The 19798-nt window shown below is 35.9% G+C and carries 16 protein-coding genes; 10 read left to right on the forward strand and 6 right to left on the reverse strand.

Annotated features, from left to right (window positions below; all coding sequences use genetic code 11):
- The first annotated feature begins 2 nt into the window (after nt 1–2).
- Genes C7K43_RS02015 through C7K43_RS02025 form a run of 3 tightly spaced genes read left to right on the forward strand, consistent with a single transcriptional unit; the run spans nt 3 to nt 3222 of the window.
- Nucleotides 3–920 carry a carbohydrate ABC transporter permease gene (locus C7K43_RS02015; RefSeq protein WP_124005322.1) on the forward strand — a complete coding sequence of 306 codons (918 nt, stop codon included), beginning with the start codon at nt 3–5 and terminating at the stop codon, nt 918–920.
- Nucleotides 913–1758 (forward strand): carbohydrate ABC transporter permease, encoded by an 846-nt coding sequence (locus tag C7K43_RS02020; protein WP_124005323.1) that lies wholly within the window; start codon nt 913–915, stop codon nt 1756–1758. Before C7K43_RS02015 ends, C7K43_RS02020 begins: the two co-directional genes overlap by 8 nt.
- Nucleotides 1759–1761: 3 nt before the next feature.
- On the forward strand, nt 1762–3222 hold the full coding sequence (locus tag C7K43_RS02025; protein WP_124005324.1) for a glycoside hydrolase family 32 protein: 1461 nt from the start codon (nt 1762–1764) through the stop codon (nt 3220–3222).
- 222 nt (nt 3223–3444) lie between these two features.
- Here the strand turns inward: C7K43_RS02025 and C7K43_RS02030 are convergent, their stop codons facing one another.
- The 3 genes from C7K43_RS02030 to C7K43_RS02040 all read right to left on the reverse strand — a co-directional run bounded on the left by C7K43_RS02030 (nt 3445) and on the right by C7K43_RS02040 (nt 5660).
- The gene (locus tag C7K43_RS02030; protein WP_124005325.1) at nt 3445–4134 is read right to left on the reverse strand and encodes a hypothetical protein; all 690 of its coding nucleotides are present in this window, start codon (nt 4132–4134) and stop codon (nt 3445–3447) included.
- A 196-nt stretch (nt 4135–4330) separates the two neighbouring features.
- The gene (locus C7K43_RS02035; protein ID WP_124005326.1) at nt 4331–5203 is read right to left on the reverse strand and encodes a manganese catalase; all 873 of its coding nucleotides are present in this window, start codon (nt 5201–5203) and stop codon (nt 4331–4333) included.
- 241 nt (nt 5204–5444) lie between these two features.
- Nucleotides 5445–5660 carry a helix-turn-helix domain-containing protein gene (locus C7K43_RS02040; protein ID WP_226996702.1) on the reverse strand — a complete coding sequence of 72 codons (216 nt, stop codon included), beginning with the start codon at nt 5658–5660 and terminating at the stop codon, nt 5445–5447.
- Between the two features lie 156 nt (nt 5661–5816).
- Here C7K43_RS02040 and C7K43_RS02045 point away from each other — a divergent pair, with 156 nt between their 5' ends.
- Nucleotides 5817–5999, forward strand: a complete 183-nt coding sequence (locus C7K43_RS02045; RefSeq protein WP_124005328.1) for a CAT RNA binding domain-containing protein — start codon at nt 5817–5819, stop codon at nt 5997–5999.
- 6 nt (nt 6000–6005) lie between these two features.
- On the opposite strand, the gene C7K43_RS02050 is transcribed toward C7K43_RS02045, so the two are convergent.
- Both C7K43_RS02050 and C7K43_RS02055 read right to left on the reverse strand, forming a co-directional pair.
- Nucleotides 6006–6224 carry a helix-turn-helix domain-containing protein gene (locus tag C7K43_RS02050; protein WP_124005329.1) on the reverse strand — a complete coding sequence of 73 codons (219 nt, stop codon included), beginning with the start codon at nt 6222–6224 and terminating at the stop codon, nt 6006–6008.
- A 394-nt stretch (nt 6225–6618) separates the two neighbouring features.
- On the reverse strand, nt 6619–7737 hold the full coding sequence (locus C7K43_RS02055; protein ID WP_124005330.1) for a hypothetical protein: 1119 nt from the start codon (nt 7735–7737) through the stop codon (nt 6619–6621).
- Between the two features lie 562 nt (nt 7738–8299).
- Between C7K43_RS02055 and C7K43_RS02060 the strand changes: the two genes are divergently transcribed.
- Nucleotides 8300–9451, forward strand: a complete 1152-nt coding sequence (locus C7K43_RS02060; protein WP_124005331.1) for an ArgE/DapE family deacylase — start codon at nt 8300–8302, stop codon at nt 9449–9451.
- Between the two features lie 485 nt (nt 9452–9936).
- Here the strand turns inward: C7K43_RS02060 and C7K43_RS02065 are convergent, their stop codons facing one another.
- Nucleotides 9937–10665: a GntR family transcriptional regulator gene (locus C7K43_RS02065; protein ID WP_124005332.1), complete on the reverse strand. Its 729-nt coding sequence runs from the start codon at nt 10663–10665 to the stop codon at nt 9937–9939.
- Nucleotides 10666–10824: 159 nt separating this feature from the next.
- Here C7K43_RS02065 and C7K43_RS02070 point away from each other — a divergent pair, with 159 nt between their 5' ends.
- The 5 genes from C7K43_RS02070 (at nt 10825) to C7K43_RS02090 (ending at nt 19421) form a co-directional block, all read left to right on the forward strand.
- A complete protein-coding gene (locus tag C7K43_RS02070) occupies nt 10825–12162 on the forward strand; it encodes a PTS sugar transporter subunit IIC (RefSeq protein ID WP_124005333.1) in 1338 nt (445 codons plus the stop codon).
- An 18-nt stretch (nt 12163–12180) separates the two neighbouring features.
- Nucleotides 12181–14154 carry a glycoside hydrolase family 84 protein gene (locus C7K43_RS02075; RefSeq protein ID WP_124005334.1) on the forward strand — a complete coding sequence of 658 codons (1974 nt, stop codon included), beginning with the start codon at nt 12181–12183 and terminating at the stop codon, nt 14152–14154.
- Nucleotides 14155–14275: 121 nt separating this feature from the next.
- Entirely contained in the window at nt 14276–16897 is a 2622-nt protein-coding gene (locus C7K43_RS02080) for a glycoside hydrolase family 38 N-terminal domain-containing protein (protein WP_124005335.1), read from the forward strand.
- 14 nt (nt 16898–16911) lie between these two features.
- A complete protein-coding gene (locus C7K43_RS02085) occupies nt 16912–18204 on the forward strand; it encodes a glycoside hydrolase family 125 protein (RefSeq protein ID WP_124005336.1) in 1293 nt (430 codons plus the stop codon).
- A complete protein-coding gene (locus tag C7K43_RS02090; RefSeq protein ID WP_226996704.1) occupies nt 18201–19421 on the forward strand; it encodes an EndoS/ChiA family endoglycosidase in 1221 nt (406 codons plus the stop codon). The genes C7K43_RS02085 and C7K43_RS02090 overlap by 4 nt, the downstream gene beginning before the upstream one ends.
- Nucleotides 19422–19798 lie beyond the last annotated feature (377 nt).

The following is a 19798-nucleotide window of genomic DNA, read 5'->3' on the forward strand; positions in this document are numbered from 1 at the left end:
ACATGAATACTGTGAAACAATTATTTGTAAGAAAAAAAGTACCGCATATAAACGTCAAAGACAATTTAACAGCTTACTTGTTTTTAGCACCATCATTAATTATTTTAGGGCTATTCTTATTTTATCCTGCATTAATGTCGCTTTATTACTCACTTACAGATTACTATTTATTAACGCCTCAGTTAACTGAATTTATCGGTTTAGATAATTTTAAAAATCTTTTATCTGACCCGCTGATGCGAAAATCGCTAATGAATATTTTTAAATTTGTGATCTTAATTTTACCTATTCAAGTAGGAACAGCTCTGGGGTTAGCTTTACTAGTAAATAACCAACGAAAGAGCACTATTATTTATAAGGTAGCTTATTTTTCTCCAGTTGTTATGTCATTAGCCGTTATTTCTATTTTATGGCTCTATTTGTTAAATCCTTCTAGTGGTTTAATTAATGAAGTACTATCTAATTTTGGCATTTCAGCTCAACCTTTTTTGACTAGCCCAACACAGGCTATGTATGTGATCGTTGTAATTTCTGCTTGGCAAGGCGCGGGGAATCAGATGTTAATTTTTTTAGCTGGATTACAGAATATTCCCTCTTCAATTTACGAAGCTGCGCGGATTGATGGAGCCGGCCGTGGGAGACAGTTTTGGAATGTCACTTTACCCATGTTAAAGCCAACGTCTTTAATGATTTTAACGACAACGTTGATCGATGCCTTTAAATTAATTATTCAACCTATGGTAATGACTCAAGGTGGTCCATTAAATTCAACAATGACACCTGTCTACTACATTTATCGGACTGGTTTTACTGATCGTCAGCTTGGTTTTGCTAGTGCAATGACGGTATTATATGGTGGTTTAATAATTGTATTTACTGTTCTTCAACGTAAATTTGTTGGAGGTGATACAAATGAATAGTAATAAAACAACACGAGTGCTTTTCCATATTTTAAGTATCTTATTAGTGATATTATTTATTTTTCCTTTGATATGGATGATTGTATCTTCCTTAAAACCTGAAGCAGAGGTTTATGATAATATGGGGTCATTGCAAGCATTTTTACCAAGCAATCATATTAGTGAATGGTTTGGAGCTTATGAAAGTGTTTTTTCACGTTTTTCCATTTTCCGCTATATTTTAAATAGCGTCTTTTACGCGTTTAGTGTCACGATAGGTTCAATCATTGTTAATTCGCTTGCAGGATATGCATTTGCCGTTTTAAACTTTCGTTTCAAAAAATTGTTATTTGGTTTAATGATTGGTCTATTAGCGATCCCTGGTGAAACCATTCTGATTACGAAATTTGTGGTTACCCAAAAACTTGGGATACTCGATACGCCGTTGGCTGTTATTTTACCTTTAATGGCAACACCGCTATACATTTATATGTTCACGATTTTCTTTCGAGCGATTTCCACTGAGTTGCAAGAATCGGCGGTTTTAGATGGGGCTAATAAATTTCAAATTTATTGGAAAATTATGTTACCTATGTCAAAACCTGCCGTTGCCACAGTAGGGACGTTATCATTTATTATGAGTTGGAATGATTACATTTGGCCACTTATGGTCCTTACGAATGCTGATCGTTACCCATTACAAGTAGCTATAACCAATATCAATAACACGGAACCGGTCTACATTAATCAAGTGATGGCCATTCTAACTTTATCGACTATACCATTAATTTTAATTTATGTGTTTTTCCAAAAATATCTGGTGCAAGGTTTAGGCGCATCTGGAACAGGAGAGAAGTAATTTATGTATTCAATTGAAAAAGCAAATCAATTTATCCAGGATAATAAGCAAGCAGTCAATCAGCAGTTTTATCCAAACTATCATTTTGCGCCACCTATTGGCTGGGTCAACGATCCAAATGGGGTAACTATTTTCAATAATGAACTTCATTTGTTTTATCAACATTACCCTTATGAAGCAGAACATGGTCGCATGCATTGGGGTCACGCTAAAAGCCGAGATGGTTTGCATTGGGAGCATTTGCCGGTAGCATTGGCGCCAGATCAATCTTATGACCAAGGCGGAGTTTTTTCCGGGAGTGCCATTGAAAAAGATGGCAAATTGTATGTCATGTATACGGGACATCTACCAGATGCTACTGATAACACGAAAACGAGACAAAATCAGAATATCGCCATTTCAGAAGATGGTATTACCTTTAAAAAATATAAAGGAAACCCAGTATTAGCGGAAAAAGATGTACCAAAAGGTTCGTCAATTATCGACTTCCGTGACCCAAAGATCTTTGAAAGAGAAGGGATATATTATTGCGTTATTGGTTCTAAAACGGTAGATGATAAAGGGCAAGTTTTACTATACTGCTCGAATGATCTATTAACATGGGAGTATGTTTCAGTCATTTTCCCTTATAATCATTATCTTGGGACCATGGTGGAGTGCCCAGATCTGTTATTATTTGAAGATAAAGCAGTTTTTATTTTAAGTGCGATGGATTATGTGGATGAAGCAGGTAAAACGCATTCTCACATTTCTTGGTTGATTGAAGGGGAGATGGATTGGGAGAAATTCGAATTTCAACAGTCTTCCATTAAGGAAATGGATAAAGGATTAGATTTTTATGCACCACAAACAGTAAAGTTGGTAGAAGGCGGCTATTTAGCTATTGCTTGGATGCAAAACTGGCAAGCCAATAGACCAACTTATGAATTGGGACATAAATGGTTTGGACAAATGACACTGCCAAGAGTGATTGATTATCAAAAAGGACAACTGCAGCAAAAAGTTCCTTTGGAAATTATGGATTTGATCGATATTAAAGAAGAAAAGGATAACGTGGGAGTAACAAATGAAGAAATTTCAATAGAGGAAATAAATTATGTTGCTTTTAAGATAGCAGCAAATGAGGTAAAATCTTTTGAGTTATTTTTTACAAATGAGAAAAACGAGTTTGTACAACTTCGTTACTTATCAGAGAAACAAGAATTGATTTGTTCGCGGGAGAATACTGCTTATCAAATGAAAGACGAAGCCGGCAAACCACTGGATGAATCAAATGGAGTTTCAATCGATCCAAGTAAGGAGCTGTTTGTTCAAATTTTTCTTGATCGTTCTTCCATTGAAGTTTTTATCAATGAAGAAGAATCGATCACCAATACTTTCTACGTCCAAAGCGCTCTTACAGCATTACAAGTGGGAACTGAGCATAAAATTACCTTCGAAAATGTAAAATTGGGGAAAATATAGGAAGTAAACCTTAAAACGACTGCACTTAATAGGTGTTTAGTCGTTTTTTCTCCCAATTTTCTAAGTATTGTATTGATTACTTAATCCATATTCTGCGGCTTAATAAGCACATGTTGCTATTTTGTAATAGAGATCGCTGAACTACTTTAAAGCGATCTCTTTTTGTTCTCTAAAAACTTTTCGCTACATTATTCGTTTGTTATACTACATATTTTTGTTGTTTCATGAAGGCAGACAACTTCTACGTAAATTTTCTCGATACCAATGTAATAAATAACTTTCCCAGTTCCTTTTTGACAGGTTATCAGCTGAATCAAGGCTGATCGGGGCGAAATTTTCGCATGGTAAGATCATATCGGTAATAAATTTTTTATCTGTAGGTACTAATAGTGATAAAAAGGGAGATCGAGTCTCTTTAATGCTGGTTAATAATAAATCATCGCGATCGACTACATGAAACTTTTGTTTTGTTTTTATATCTTCAAAATAGACGTTACCTTTTACAATTTCTGGATAAAAGAGACTTAACGCAAAATCATTGGGCCAATTAAGGAATATATATTTTTTATTTTTTGCTGGAAACCAATTTAACATTTTGTGAAAGATTTTTTTACCATGCTGATTCGTTAATAAATAATAAACACGAATGAGTTCACAGTAAACTTCATAAGGCTCGCGGAAATTTTCACAATGTCGAATTTCTTCAACTTCCTCTAGGGGAAAATAATAATCTCCAATGAATTTTGGTGACTGTCTTGCCCAATCATCTTCATAACGTAACATTTCTTTTATTGTTGCTAAAAACATCAGGTGTTCATCTATATTTGGATCATGTTCGAGAACATCTATAATCTCCTGCTGGATATAATCAAAATTAAATTGTGGGCGCTTGCTATTAACTATTTTTTTCATTGTACTTTCCTCCTTGGCTTTTGGCTTATTCTAACATGGCGGCAAGGAAAGCTTTCTAATACAGAAGGTCAATTTTTGGCTTTTTATTTGATGTAAACAGAAACAAGATCTAAACGTTTATGTAAAAATGATGAGTGTTTTTGTTATATCATATAAAAAGCCCTCGAACTTTAAACAGTCCGAGAGCTTTCTAATATTACTTCATATCCTTTTGGCTTTCGATGATTTTTCTTCCTTCTTCGACGGTTTTTTCTTTATCCTCTTGAGTATTTCTCATTTCTTCAGGGCCAGGTTTCATGTCCGCTTTGCCGCCTTGAGCGGTTGGGTTACTTTCATATTCAAAAGGTTTCCCGTCTTTTGCGGTTTTGCCTTCTACGAGCTCTTTAGATTCTTCGCCTTCAGAAAAGTTCATAAGAGTATGGCTGAATTCTGTATGTTGTAAGTCTTGGGTACCGTGTGGAACCACGACGCCATATTTTTCTTCTAATTCTTCTTGTGCTTGGATAAATTGCAGTTGATGTTGTGTTTCTCGAGCCATTAGATAACTTAACATATCACGTATACCTTTATCTTTTGTCATATGGTATAAGCGAGTGACCTGCAAGCGTCCCATAGATTCACGCGTAACATTGTAGCGCATATCTGCTAACAAGTTCCCGCTTGATGCCGTGTATCCAGCATTCCATGGCGTACCATTAGGATTATTAAGGCTAGCATTTAATCCACTTACGACAGCTTGGTTTGGATCCATGCCACTCATAACTGCAGCGAGTGCAGGATCTCCGCTTTGGTAAACATTTTCTTGGATATTTACCGGCGCATCTTCAAGCAAGTGCCCGATCATAGTAGCAAGCATTTCTACGTGACCGATTTCTTCTGTACCGGTATCTAGTAGTAGATCTCTATATTTTTCGTTACCTACCGTACTCCATCCTTGTGTCAAATAGGACATCATGCCTGTCATTTCTCCCCATTGCCCACCTAAAGATTCTTGCAAACGACGTGCCATCAACGGATCTGGTGCTTCAGGTTTTGCGTTATATTGCAATTCCTTTGTGTGCTTAAACATCGTTTTCCCTTCTTTCTCATTATTGTGATTAAACGATGGGGCTGCTAAACACAACCTCAACTAAAATATAACACTTGTAAAAAACGCTTTCAAAAAATTCGAATCGAAATTAAACTTTTTTATTTTAACTTTTTAGTAGAAGGTGGTTAAAAGGAATTAGTAAAATTTTTTAATAAAAGGTAAAAAAAGTGACAAAAACAAGAAGAATGATTTTGCCACTTTTTACTGTTTAATAGATATTTTAATTCGTTTCTTCATCATTTACTCGTTCAATTGAAACAATTTCATTCAGGTCATCGATATCTAACGTTTCAGCAATTTTTATCAGGTAGTCGATATATAAAGATTCACGTTTTCCATTAGCTAACCGGCTTAATTTCGATTTATCAATATCTGCTTCAAGCGCAAGTTTTGATAACGACCAGTCTTTCTTTTTTAGCAGTTCATGTATATGCACGACCAATTTTCTTTCCGTATACAAATAATCAGACCCTTTCAAAAGGTTGTTGCGTATATAAGTAGCATAGGTTATAATAAAAGCGAAAGTGTTGCTCGTACGGTCAACAAAAAGTAAATTGTTAGCGTTTTTTTAAATAACAGAAAGGAGTCTTCAATGAAGATCCTGCAAGTATTCAGTCATAATGCATTAGTTGCGAAAAATGAGGATAACGAGTCAGTGGTTTTAGTTGGAAGGGGAATTGGATTTAATAAGAAGAAAGGGGATCGTATAAATGAAAACGCTGCCTCTCAAGTATTTGTGGAAGCCAAGAGACAGCAGCTAGATGAAACGAGCTAAAATAACTTATTTATCTTCGAGGGTAAGAATCTCACGAATATCACTGATATTTAGCGCCTCGGCAATTCGTACAATGTAGTCGATATTGACGCGTTGCCGTTTGCCGCTCGCAAGTTCACTTAGTCTGGCGATATCAATATCAGCTTGTCTTGCAAGTTCACGTAATGATATATTGCGTTCTTGTGTAAGCTCTCGGATATGAATCGCTAATTTCTTTTCATTCATTAAAATACTCAATCCTTTCCTGATTGCTATGTATATAAGTATCATAGAAGAGAACAGAGTAAAAAGCGTTGCTTGTTTAGGTAACAATGCGATTATTGCCATTTGAATGATGGAAAGGTAACAGATAGGAATATATCATTTAGCACAAATTTTCTTTGCACAGTTGTGGTGGAAGAAAATTTGCGCTTTTTTTAATATTTTTTATATACTTAAGCCATAGCGGGAAATGAAATAGTTTAGATGTTGAAAAATTTCTTGATAAAATTGTATTCATGTAATAGCAAAATAACTCCGATCAATAAAAAAGACAGCTAGACATTTAAAATGTCCAGCTGCCGGATTTTCTTTGTTTTATCTTTTCTTTACCAATACTAATTAACAAAGTGTCTTTATTTTACAAAGGTAAGTCTAGATTGTCATCTTCATCCCAATATTCGGAGTCTACTTTGAATTTTTCTGTCTTTTTAACTTCTTCCGGTAGGTACTCAAAAATCAATAATAGCCAAAAGTGTGAAAGGGTATCGCCTAAATAACGATCGTTTTCAGGTTCAATTTCTATGTCGCTAAAAATCACTTTGAGTGTTTCAAGCAACGGCAACACATTGGCTCGAGCAATAAATAGTTGCGGAAATGTTTGGATAACTTTAACCAGTAGTTGCTTTACTTCCTGTATATGAGGAAAATCATAAAGCATAGGATCTTGTTTTAATAAACGATCTGCAAAGTCAGTATCACTTTCGTTAACAAAACGTTCTGCTGAATAATAATCCGGAACAAAGTCGTCGTTAAACAGATCAGACATTGTCTCATTGAGTTCAGTTGATAGATTTTCGCGATACCAAAGAAAGAGTTGACTTTCCCATTCTGTTTTAGAAAGATTTTTGTCTAAAATTTCATTTAGATTATCATAATTCTGGCATTCCACTACAGGACTGACGATGTATTTCCCGTCTGTAGGTAATAGTAAGGCTAAAAAGATGGGCCGATTTTCTTGGATAGTATTCATTACCTCGTTGTCGTCTACGTAGATCTCATAACTTGTTTCGTCCTTCAAATTTTGAAAATAAAGAGCATCCGCTGTGATTAATGGCTGAAATAAACTAATGATATAATTATCTGGCCAACTCATTAGTCTCTCTACTTGTTCATTTTCTGTGGGAAGCCATTGTACAATTTTTTTGAATTCTTTTTTCCCATTTGTAGTTGTGAATAGATAATAATATTGTACGATTTGAAGATAATTATCAAAAGCATTCTTCAGTTCAGAATGGTACATAATTTCATCTAAATCGAGCAAGTCTAGATAATAGTTATCCATAAATTGCGTCACTTTCGGTTTCAATTCTTCAATGTGCGTATACTCGAATCTTTCCATGATTGAAGAAGCAAAAACCATATAAGGATTTTGGTGTAATTTTAACGTCATTTCGGTTCCTTTTTTTAAGGTTGTAAGATAACCTTCTTCAGACTGACTTGCTAACAGCTTTTTCTTCTCTTTCTTACTTTTTTTCATTTTCATCCTCCTTGTTCAAGTTAACTCATCTAGAGCAGCAGTAAAATTTCGTTTACGTCTACGCATTTTACGATATTTTTGGATCATTATTGCACGAGCATTTGTGACCCTATATTTTCTTCAGACTCACCCAATGTCACAATGAATATCTTTTTATCTATAGTTTAGCACGATAGACAACGAATAAAAATAAGCAGACATAATCTTATAAGATGAAATAATCTCCGCAAACGGGTTATTGACTTTCTTTCGCTGACTTAATGAAGGTACATCAACGAAATTAGCACCAAAAGAAAAATTATTGGAGGCAAGTCAGCGTAATTTGACGGATTTTACTTAAAAATATGAATAAACAAAATTATAGACGTTTAAAGAAAATACTTTTAATCCTTGCATTGACAACTGTTACAAATGGGATTACTTTTAGGTTGTTTGAAAGAGTTAACCGATTAAAATGAATACTATGTATAATTCAGCGAGAGCTCCATAATCAAAAGGTAAATGTAAATTGAAATAATGGGTACTGGGTTATGAATAATAAGATTTTAGGATGAGGGATAACATGGAGAAAGAAAAACAAATTGAAATTTTAGCAAATTTGATTGCAATAGATTCGGTGAATGATAATGAGGCAAAAGTTGCGGACTATATTACTTCTTTATTTGAGCCTTATAAAGATCGTGAGGATGTAGATATCAAGCGAGTAACTTATGCTCCAAACAGAGACAATTTAGTTGTTACAATCGGTAAAGGTAAAAAGGTTTTAGGATTTTCAGGTCATGAAGATGTTGTATCTCCAGGTGAATTATCTGCATGGGACAGCGATCCATTTAAAGCTGAAATAAAGGATGGCAAGTTATTTGGGCGAGGAGCTACCGATATGAAAGGTGGTTTAGCCGCTTTAGTGATTACTATGCTTGATTTTCTTGTGGCAGATAAAATTCCTGGAAAAATCCGATTATTTGCGACCGTTGGTGAAGAAACTGGGGAATATGGAGCAGCACAGCTGACTAAAGCGGGATATGCCGATGGTTTAGCTGGCTTAATTATCGCTGAACCTAGTAATGAAATGAAAGAAGTTGGTATAGCGTCTAAAGGGGTCATCGATTATGCTGTAACATCAATGGGCAAAGGGGCTCACAGCTCTAAACCAGAGGAAGGGATAAATGCGATTGATCATTTAATTGATTTTGCCAATGAAGTGAAACTATTAATGGAAAAGTTCGATGAAGTCGATCCGTTCTTAGGCAAACTGACGCATGTTCAAAGTGTCTTTCAAGGTGGAGAACAAATTAATAGCGTTCCTGCAAAAGCATTGATGAAGGGGAATATAAGGACCATCCCTACTTATTCAAACCAAGCTGTTTTTGCTGCATTAAATGGTTTGATTGATAAATTGAATCAGAAACCAGGCTACGACTTAAGTATTGAATACATTTTTCCAGAAGAAGCGATGTCTGGTGATGCCAATGCCGAACTGGTACAGTTAGTTAGAAGCGTACATGATGAAATGTATTCTGATCCAATGAAAGTAGTTGGAAACACTGGTGCTAGTGATGGCTCAGAATTTTTACATGCCAAAGGTAATTTTAGTATTGTGCAAGTTGGACCAGGAAATGATTCGGAGCACCAGAGTAATGAAAACATAGACATTGATGTTTTTAGTCAATCCGTTGAATTTTATAAGAAATTAGCAGTAGCGTTTTTTAACTGAATTCATTCAGTTTGGTGTTAACAAATGAAATTGAAAAAATAGTTGAGCCACAAAAGTAGATGTCCTCCTTTTGTGACTCAATTTTTTTATTGTTATTCAAGGACGATACTTAGTTACAGAAAATTTATTCTATGAAAACCGCAAACTAAGTATATTAAACAGAAAATAAGCACGTAAGAATATGAATCTAGTGGGGTTAACCCAGGCTAAGCACGTAGGAATGGCAAAGTTATGAGCTTAATTGAAGAAAAGAAGCAAATAAAGTCAATTTAAGATGGAATAAGCTCATAAGAAGTTAAAAACAGTGTGCTAAAGAGCAAATAAGCACGTAAGAATGACAAACTAATGGGGTTAATCAAAGTTAAGCACGTAAGAATGACAGAGTTATGTGCTTAGCTTTACATTCACGATAGTAGTATGACAAATTCAAATAAATTTTTTACTGGCCGAACATCTGCCAGTTGAAAGTTATTAAAACATTGCCTTTATAACGAGAGTCGATCACTATTCATATGAACATCTAAAATAAATTTGCTTTGACTACTTTTAAAGACGGATTTAGAAAATTCAAAGGCACGACCTTTTTGGTCATAAGCGACTTGCTCAATCACCAGAACGGGACTGCCTTTTGCTATTTCTAATGCTTTGCTAGCTTCTTCTGAGGCTTCTTCAGCATAAATCGTGCGATGTGCGTCGGTTAATTGTAATTTTGCCTTTGTCCCCAAATAATCGTAAACAGAACTTTGTAATATTTTTTTATTAAGCGGAGCAATATATACCGGCATTATAGCATGTTCGTAGCTGTATAATTGTTTGTTGATGCTGCGCACACGTTTAAATTCATACACTGGACTACTTGCTTCAATTCCTAAATTTTCTTGTTCTATTTTTTCAGGCAAGCGAGCATCAAAGTGTAAAATATTGCTGGTAATTTTTTGGTCGCGATGGGAATAAGTTGTGCCAATGGGTAAGTCCAAAGGTAAAAGGTCGCTTGAGTCATTTTCAATTTGTTTACGGACGTAGGTACCAGATCCTTGCTTGCTAAAAATTAAACCTTCATTTTCTAAGAGATTAAGTGCTTTTTTTAATGTAATTCTTGAAACATCATATTTTTTAGCAAAAAAATCTTGTGTAGGTAATAAAGTGCCGGCACGATAATGATTTGTTAAGATATCTCGTTTAATATCAGAATAAATATCATGGTATTTATACAACTTGTCCACCCCATAATCTAAATTTGTATATACCTATTATACATAATATATAAAAATTGTAAATATAAATTATAAAAGAAGTGTTTACAAATAATAAAAGTTATATATAATAGTTTATATAGAAGCGCTTTCTAAAAATTGACTTAAAGGAGAAAAGAAATGAAGTTTAATGTTGAAAAATTACAAGAACCTTTGCTAAAAGTGTCTTCCTGGGTTGAAAGTAATACAATTTTACAAGCGATTAAAAACGCATTTGTCCGTATAATTCCTTTTACAGTTGTGGGTTCTTTTTCTAATTTGATTCAAATGCAATTGGATGCATTAATTGGCAATCAAAACATTACGAATCCGATTGTAATCGGTATCAGCGAACTTTTCGGCTATTTAGGGAATGCGACCTTAGGCATTGTCGCTTTAATTGTCGTTTTTTCTTCGGCCTATTCTTATGCGACCGAATTAAAAAGGAAAGAAAAGAATAATAATTTAAATCCAGTTATTGCTACTCTTTTAGCTTTTGCCTCTTATTTTGTGATGGTACCTAATAATGTGAACTTTGATGACCCTAGTGCGGAAGTGATTGAAGGTTTTGCGAATTCGTTCTTTAGTTACGAAGGGATGTTTACAGGACTTATTGTTGGTATGTTATCTGTGGCTTTATTTGCTAAATTTGCACGCAGTAAATTTACGATTAAAATGCCTGGAAGCGTTCCACCAAACGTTTTTGATTCTTTTTTCTCTTTGATTCCAATCAGTGAAGTGTTATTAATTTTTGGCGTTATTCGAATTGCCATTCAATCGATGGGCTATGTTTCATTACTACAAATGATTTCAGAAATATTAATTGAACCATTGTTAACTGTAGGAACTGGTTTACCAGCAATTTTAATTGTTATTTTATTACAACAAATTTTATGGTTCTTAGGACTTCATGGTTTCAACATTGTTTGGGGTGTGATTTCAGCTTTCTGGTTACCGATTTATTTAGAAGTTATTGCACAATTTGCTGAAACACAAAGTTTTGCAGGGATTGAAATTGCACCAAATACCATGACGAACGTTTATGCTATGATTGGTGGTTCAGGTTCGACCTTTGGTTTGATTATTGCCATGTGGATGTTTGCTAAAAAAGGCGAGAAAGAACGTGAAGTAGCTAAATTGTCGATTATTCCAGGACTTTTTGGTATAAATGAGCCCGTGATTTTCGGATTACCGATTGTTTTAAATCCCATTATGTTTATTCCATGGGTTCTAGTTCCTATGACGAATGCCATTATTGCTTATATAGTAACAAGTCTTGGTTGGGTTGTGCCGTTAGTTGTTTTAAATTCAGGAAATGAACCGCTCTTTATTAGTACATGGGTTTTAGGCGCCTTCCATTTAAGTCCAGTTGTTTTAACAGCAGTACTCATTGTATTAGATATCTTTCTTTATGCACCATTTGTTATTCTTAACCAAAGAAGTCAACGCAGTCAAAATGCTGAAATGACTGAATCGTAAAATAAAGGGGTTAAAACCATGTCAAAAAGAATGCTAGCCATAGTATCTGTAATTATAGTAGGATTTTTAATCATTGTAGGTGGTATTTACTTTTTTAGAGACTCTTCTGGCGACTCTGTCAATAATATGGCAGGAAGTACAGCTACTGCAAGTAAGGAATACAATATCTACCCGAATCCTCATGCAGTAGAATATGGAGAGCAAGAATTAACACTTAATCAAGCGACGCAAGTTGTATATGATGATACGATCGATGATGTGACAAAAGATAAAGCAACAAGTATTTTTGCCGACCATCATTTGCCAGAGCCTAAAGTTACGGACGAGCCTTCGAACCAAGCCATTAATATCTATATCGGGACGAAAGGTTCTGATGGTCCAGCTGAACAACAGGCTCAAGATATTTTATCAGGCGGCGAACAAGTTTTTGACAATAATGACGCTTATCAGTTAGTAATCAATGAAGATTCGATTGCTATTCTTGGAAAAGATACGGATGCAGCTTTTTATGGACTGGCAACGCTAGATATGATTTTGGATCAAACACAGGATAATGCTATACGCCAAGTTCAAATTGAAGATTATGCAAATACAGCAATACGAGGATTCATTGAAGGCTATTATGGCATCCCTTGGTCAAATGAAGACCGTAAATCTTTGATGGAATTTGGCGGAAAATTTAAAACGACTTCTTATATATTTGCGCCAAAAGATGACCCTTATCATCGGGAAAAATGGGATGATCTTTATCCTGAAGAAGAATTGGATGAAATTAGTGATATGGTTGCTGTCGGAAAACAAAATAAGACAGACTTTGTCTGGTCGATTTCTCCTTTGGGTGAGGTAGCAGAAATTGCCCAAGATGAAGGAGAGGAAGCAGCCATGGATTTAGTAGATGAAAACAACGAGAAACTGCTAGCCAAATTTGACCAACTCTATGATGCAGGTGTTAGAGAATTTGGGATTTTAGGTGATGATGTAGGGGCTTTGCCGCTTGATTATGTGGTAGAGCAAATGAACGCTGTTTCCAAGTGGGCAGATGAAAAAGGCGATGTGAAAGACACCATCTACACTCCAGCTGCTTATAACTCTGATTGGGCCTGGGATGATGGCGAAGAATTGAATGTATTGGAAGAAAACTTTGCTGATGATGTTCAAATTCTTTGGACCGGAGAAACGACAGTAGCGCCTGTGACACAGGATACCATCGATGATTTTAAAAATCTTGATAACGAAGGAAATAAGCGCAGGGATCCTTTGTTCTGGTTGAATTGGCCGGTAAATGATGTGGATATGGAGCGTGTTTTCTTAGGTAAAGGGGATATGCTCGAGTCTAATGTAGAAGGGCTTTCCGGTGTGGTGACCAACCCGATGCAAGAAGCCGAAGCCTCGAAAATTGCGATCTTTGCTATTGCTGATTATGTCTGGAACAATGAGGATTTTGATGCACAACAAAGTTGGGAAAATAGTATGCAATATGTTGAGCCGAATGCAACTGCGGCATTTTCTATTCTTGCGCAACATATGACACACGCTGATCCTGGAGAAGGGCTGGAGGCAGATGAAAGTGAAAAACTCAAAGGCTTGCTTGATGGTACACTTGAGCATATCGAAAATGGAGAATCCATCGAGGACACAGCTCCTGAATTAATCAACGAATTAGAATATATTGCAAACGCAGGAGAAATTTTCTTAGACGAAGCTGACAATGAAAACCTAAAAGAGGAGCTGACACCTTTTGTGAATGCCTTACACGACATGGTACTAGCAGACGTTGAGTACCTAAAAGCACAAGAGGCAATCGATGATGACGATAGGAATAGTGCACAACAACATTATGAAGAAGGTCAAAAATTAAGAGAAGAAAGCTTAGATTATGATCGGCCAATGTTAGAAGGCGAAGAACCGGAAAAAGCCAAACCTGCGGGCAAAAGATTACAACCTTTTACTGATGAATTAGAAGACGCAGTCAAAGGAAATTTAGGTGAGTAGTGTCAGTGTGTTATAAACTTCCCTGATTTATGGATATCTTATCTGTAAATCAGGAGTTTATTTAAGGAACACTTGATAAAAGAATAAATAGTTGTAAATAATGATTGAAGGAGTGTCGTTTTTGAAGAAAGTACATGTTGTTGCCCATACACACTGGGATTTTGAGTGGTATTTTACCAGACAAGAAGCAAAAGTTCAGTTTGCCTTTCATATGGATGAAGTTTTTGCTGCTTTAGAAAAAAATCAATTAGACTATTATATTTTGGATGGGCAAATGTCGATTTTAGACGATTACTTAGCTGACTTTCCAGCAAAAAAAACTTTGGTTCAAACTTATGTTACTGCCGGGCGTTTATTTATTGGCCCTTGGTATACCCAAATTGATGAGATGGTAACCAGCGGAGAAGCAGTCGTGCGTAACTTGCGACTAGGGATGAAAGCCGCTGACGCATTTGGTTCAGCTATGGATGTGGGCTATTTGCCGGATTCCTTTGGTCAATCGCAAGATATGCCTAAAATTTATAATGGAGTAGGAATTAAACGTGCCTTGTTTTGGCGGGGGACACCTAAAGAAGTGGATGCTAGATACTTTTATTGGACGAGTAATGATGGTTCACAAGTGGTTACTGCCAATATCAAAAATGGGTATTTTGCTGGGGTGGACTTGGTCGAAAGGAACCAATTTAAGAGCTTAGTGGAGAATATAACCACAGAAACTACCAACGAACCTGCTTTATTGCCGGTAGGTGGGGATCAACGCCCCGTTGATTTCAATTTAAAAAAACGTGTTTCTAAAGCAAATGATGCTACCGATGAAAAGACGTTGTTTGTCGAAAGTAATTACACAGAATTTTTTGACCAATTGGAAAAAGAAGAACTCCCATCGGTCTCAGGAGAGTTTATCGATCCTTCCCTTTCCAAGATTCATCGCGGAATTTATTCTTCACGAGCGGACTTAAAACAATTATATGACCGTTTGGAACGCATGATGATTTATCAAGTCGAACCTCTATCTGCAGTGGCTAACCACAAAGGATTGGAACTTAAACAAGGACTGATCGATGATATTTGGAAGACGATTGCTCGTGGGCAAGCTCATGACAGTTCTGGTGGTTGTAACAGTGACAAGACCAATCGAGATATTAAGCAACGTGGACTGGATGCTTTGCAGATGGCTGGATCTTTGCGTGATTATTTATTGCGAAAAATGAGTATTTCAGTAGAAAATAGTGCATCCAATGATTTATTCATCTGGAATCCTTTACCTGTTGTAAATCAGCAAGTTCGTGAATTTAGTGTATCCACCAAACAGCCGAATTTTGCTTTATTCGATCAAAAAGGACAAACCATAACCTTTGATGTTTTGGACCAGCAAAAAGAAAATGCAGCCGTTTTGCGACGTGAACCTAAAGAAATGGCGGATAATTTTTATTATCTAACTAAAATTGCTTTTCCAGTAGCTGTTCCGGCAATGGACTTTCTCCAATACCATATTGAAGAAAATGAAATATCCATGTCAGAACTAGATGTTACGCCTGACTCTATTGAAAATGAACATTATAAACTAACTTTTAATGGCGACGGTATTGATTTGTATAATAAAAATAATAAAAAAGAATATCCCAACTTTTTAACCTTTGAAGATGGAGGAGACGAAGGGGATAATTATGATTACTCGCCTGCTTTTGCTGACTGGCTGCTTTCATTGGACTTTTCTGTTGCCCAAGGTAAAGCCGCACAAGGTACTTTTGTTAGTACTTTGCAGTTAAAAGGGAAATGGTCATTGCCATATAACCTAGCTGCTAGAAAAGAGCAAGTACGTAACGGTGAAATTTCTTATAATCTATGCCTGAAATTAACCAAAGACACCCAAGCTATCGATGTTTCCTTACACATTGATAATCAAATCCTGGATCACCGTTTACGTTTGCTTCTAGCCACGGATGTCAAAGCAAATTATTCTTATGCAGATACTCCTTTTGGCGTGATCGCGCGTCCAGTAGAAGATAAGCACTTAAAAGATTGGCAAGAGATCGGTTATAAAGAAGAACCCACTAGCATGCGACCAATGATCCATTTTGCCAATACCCACAACGATGTTTCAAGTTGGTCCTTTGTTAGCAAAGGAGCGAAAGATTTTCAACTCATTGGGGAAGACTTTCAACAATTAGCGGTGACTGTTTTAAGAGGTGTAGGTTATTTAGGTAGACCCGATTTACTCCGTCGCCCCGGCGATGCTTCCGGACTGCAAACGACTGTCGTGCCTACGCCAGATAGTCAATTACTAGGAGACTTTGAATTTTCTGGTAGGTTGCTTATTGAAGAAAATTATGTTCCAGTAACACTTGAAAATCATTACGTTCAGTTGACCCAAGAAAATCTTTATTATCAAAACCAAACGTTAAACCAGTTTACAACGCCTATTGAGTATTTTTCAATTAATCAATTGAATCATTCAATTGAACATCAAGCATTATTCGAATTAGAAGAGTTACAAGTTGTCTTCAGCAGCCTGCAAGCTACCACTGATCAAACAGGTTATGAAGTACGCATGTACAATCCAAGTGAGAAAGAAATTCCAGCTCCAGGATCTATTAACTGTAAAACATTAAGCACGATTGCCCAACTAAACCTGCGTGGACAACACTTGCAACATCTTACTGAGACAAAGAATCGTTATCAAATGGCTTCTTTTAAACCAGGAGAAATTCGAACTTACGGCATTTATCCGCAAAAAGGTTAGAAAAGAGGGATGAGATGATCGATCAGCAACAATTGATTACTAAAATCAGCATTTATGCTGATTCAATAACTTTATATTCTAAAAAAGTAACGGAGCTATTTCGTCACGCGCTTGTTGACACGATTACCAATACCGTTTCGGTGCAGCCTGATGGGAAAATCTTTGTTGCAACAGGGGATATTCCAGCTATGTGGCTACGAGACTCAACCTTTCAAGTATTGCCGTACCTTCAACTAACTGAAAATATCCCGGAAATAAAAGCATTGTTGCATGGCGTGATTAGCCAACAACTGGCTTTTATACAGCATGATCCTTACGCAAACGCCTTTAATAAAAGGGCTACTGGTGCACATTTCAGTGAAGACCATTCGAACATTCCAATTTCTGATTTAGTATGGGAACGCAAATTTGAAATTGACTCTTTATGTGCTCCTTTATACCTGTCTTTTCTATTATATGAAAAGACAGGATACAAAGAACATTTAACGGAATATTTTTGGCAAACGGTTGATCAAATTCTGGATGTTTTCATTGTCGAACAACATCATGAAACTTCACCTTACTATTTTAAAAGAACGGATTGTCCACCTTCGGATACCTTGCAAAATGATGGACGCGGTTCACCTGTAAATTATACTGGGATGGTGTGGAGTGGCTTTCGCCCAAGTGATGATGCGTGTGTTTACGGCTATTTCATTGCCGGCAATTTATTTATTATTTCAGTTTTAAAACAACTTTTACCAATTTTACCCAAAAGTTATGTAGAAATGAAGCATAAAATGACTACTTTACTTGCCGAAATCGAAAAAGGAGTGCAAGAATTTGGACTGATGACAGTTGGGGATGACGAGGTTTACGCCTATGAAGTAGATGGATTGGGAAATCAACTGTTTATGGATGATGCCAATGTTCCAAGTTTGTTGTCATTGCCATTTCTACGCTATTGTGCTTCGGATGAGCCCTTGTATAGAAGCACTCGCAAGCACTGTTTAAGTAAAAATAATCCTTTTTACTACGCGGGAAATTATCTAGCAGGAATTGGGAGTCCGCACACTCCTGAAAATTATGCGTGGCCAATAGCGCTTGCTATGGAAGGATTAACGACAGAAAATACAGCTGAAATAAAAGCCAAAATTGACTTAATTTGCGCAACAGATGCCGGAACTAACCAATGTCATGAAGGGATATTTGTTGATGAACCCACGCAATACACAAGAGAATGGTTTTCCTGGTCAAATATGACATTTTGTCAGTTGGTATTTCATTATAGAACACTTTGCCTCAAAGAAAATGGAGGAAAAAGATGAGAAAAATTATCAAAATAGGCCTTGTCTTCTTATGTGGCTTGGTTGTTACGGCTTGTGGCAACAACGGACAAGCAATACAAGCAACTTCGACTACAATAAGCTCAGAAGTTACCCAGGAACAAAAACAAAAACCGCAGTTTATGGCGTATTATCGAGCATGGCGGGATGAAACAATGCAGGGTGTGAATACTGAGTTGACGGATGAAAATCAGTTAAATATGAATGATATTCCTTATGGTATTGATATTGTTAATATTTTTAGTTTTGTTCCTGAAGGAGAAGAGGAGCAGGCCGAGCCTTTCTTTGAAAAATTAAAAAGTGAGTATGTGCTTAACCTGCACAAAAGAGGAGTTAAGTTAACAAAAGCAATTGACTATTCAGAATTACTGAAAATCAATTATCAAGACGATGTTCCGACTGAAGAAGAGTTTGATCAATTTGCTAAAGAGCTTTTGAATGAACATGTTTATGAATACGGACTTGATGGGCTGGACATTGATATGGAAACCGCCCCATCTGAAGAAGAAGTTAAAATCTCTGACGGAGTGATTAAGGCATTAGCACAATATATTGGACCTAAAGGTGAAGAAGGGACAGTTTTTGTTTATGATACGAATGCTTCTAATTTAGATCCATTTGAAAATGTGGCTGATTGTTTTACTTATTTGGGTTATCAACAGTATGGTTCGGATACTGATCGAACGGAAAACGCAGTGGCGGATTATGAACACTTAATTGATAAGGATCAATTTATGCCAGGCTTGGCTTTTCCCGAAGAACAAGATGAAAATCGTTGGTATGATGCAAAAGAACCCTACGAAACAAGCCATATGAAAGAATTAGCACAATATGTACACAAACATCAATTGTACGGGATGTTTGTCTATGCTTTAGATCGTGATGGTAGAACATATGAGGACGAAGATTTAAATCATATCAAAAAAACGAATTTTTTATGGACAAAGACAGCTATCTTAGAATCAAAAGGATATTCAGTTAAAGACGCGCAACAACTCGCCATTCATCACTGGCAACGAACCAGTGATTTAGAAGAAGACCAGCAAGACAAAGTAATCAAAAAAATTAAAGAAGCTGATTCAATTTATGCGGTTAATAAAATTCTTTTGGGGTCAAGTGATAGCTTTGAAGAAGATGGATTAAGTATTGATTATGATCCCATTTATGAAGAACAATTGATGCAAGAAGAGAAAGAATGAAGAACATAAAATAAAGCGATAAATTCAAGTTACTAGCTTTGAATTTATCGCTTTTTGTATAGGATAGAATTATATATTTTTACCTTTTCTATCGAAATAATTTTTATCAGATAGTCGTTATATAAGTATTCACGATTTTTGTTTGTTAAGTGACAGAAATTAAATTTCTTTCTTCTCACAAATAAGTTGTTCCTTCTAAAAGTTTATTGCACATACAAATAGCATAGTTTATAATGTTTATTTAAAATGTTGCCTTAAAAAACAACACTTCAGATATTTAACAACATTTTTCTAATTACTCAAAGGATTTCTGCAATTAGCTGATTAGGTTGTAGTAGTTGCTCAAAATTGTAAGAACATAGTGCTGGTTTTAATAG

Source organism: Tetragenococcus koreensis, assembly GCF_003795145.1.
GTDB classification, from domain to species: Bacteria; Bacillota; Bacilli; order Lactobacillales; family Enterococcaceae; genus Tetragenococcus; species Tetragenococcus koreensis.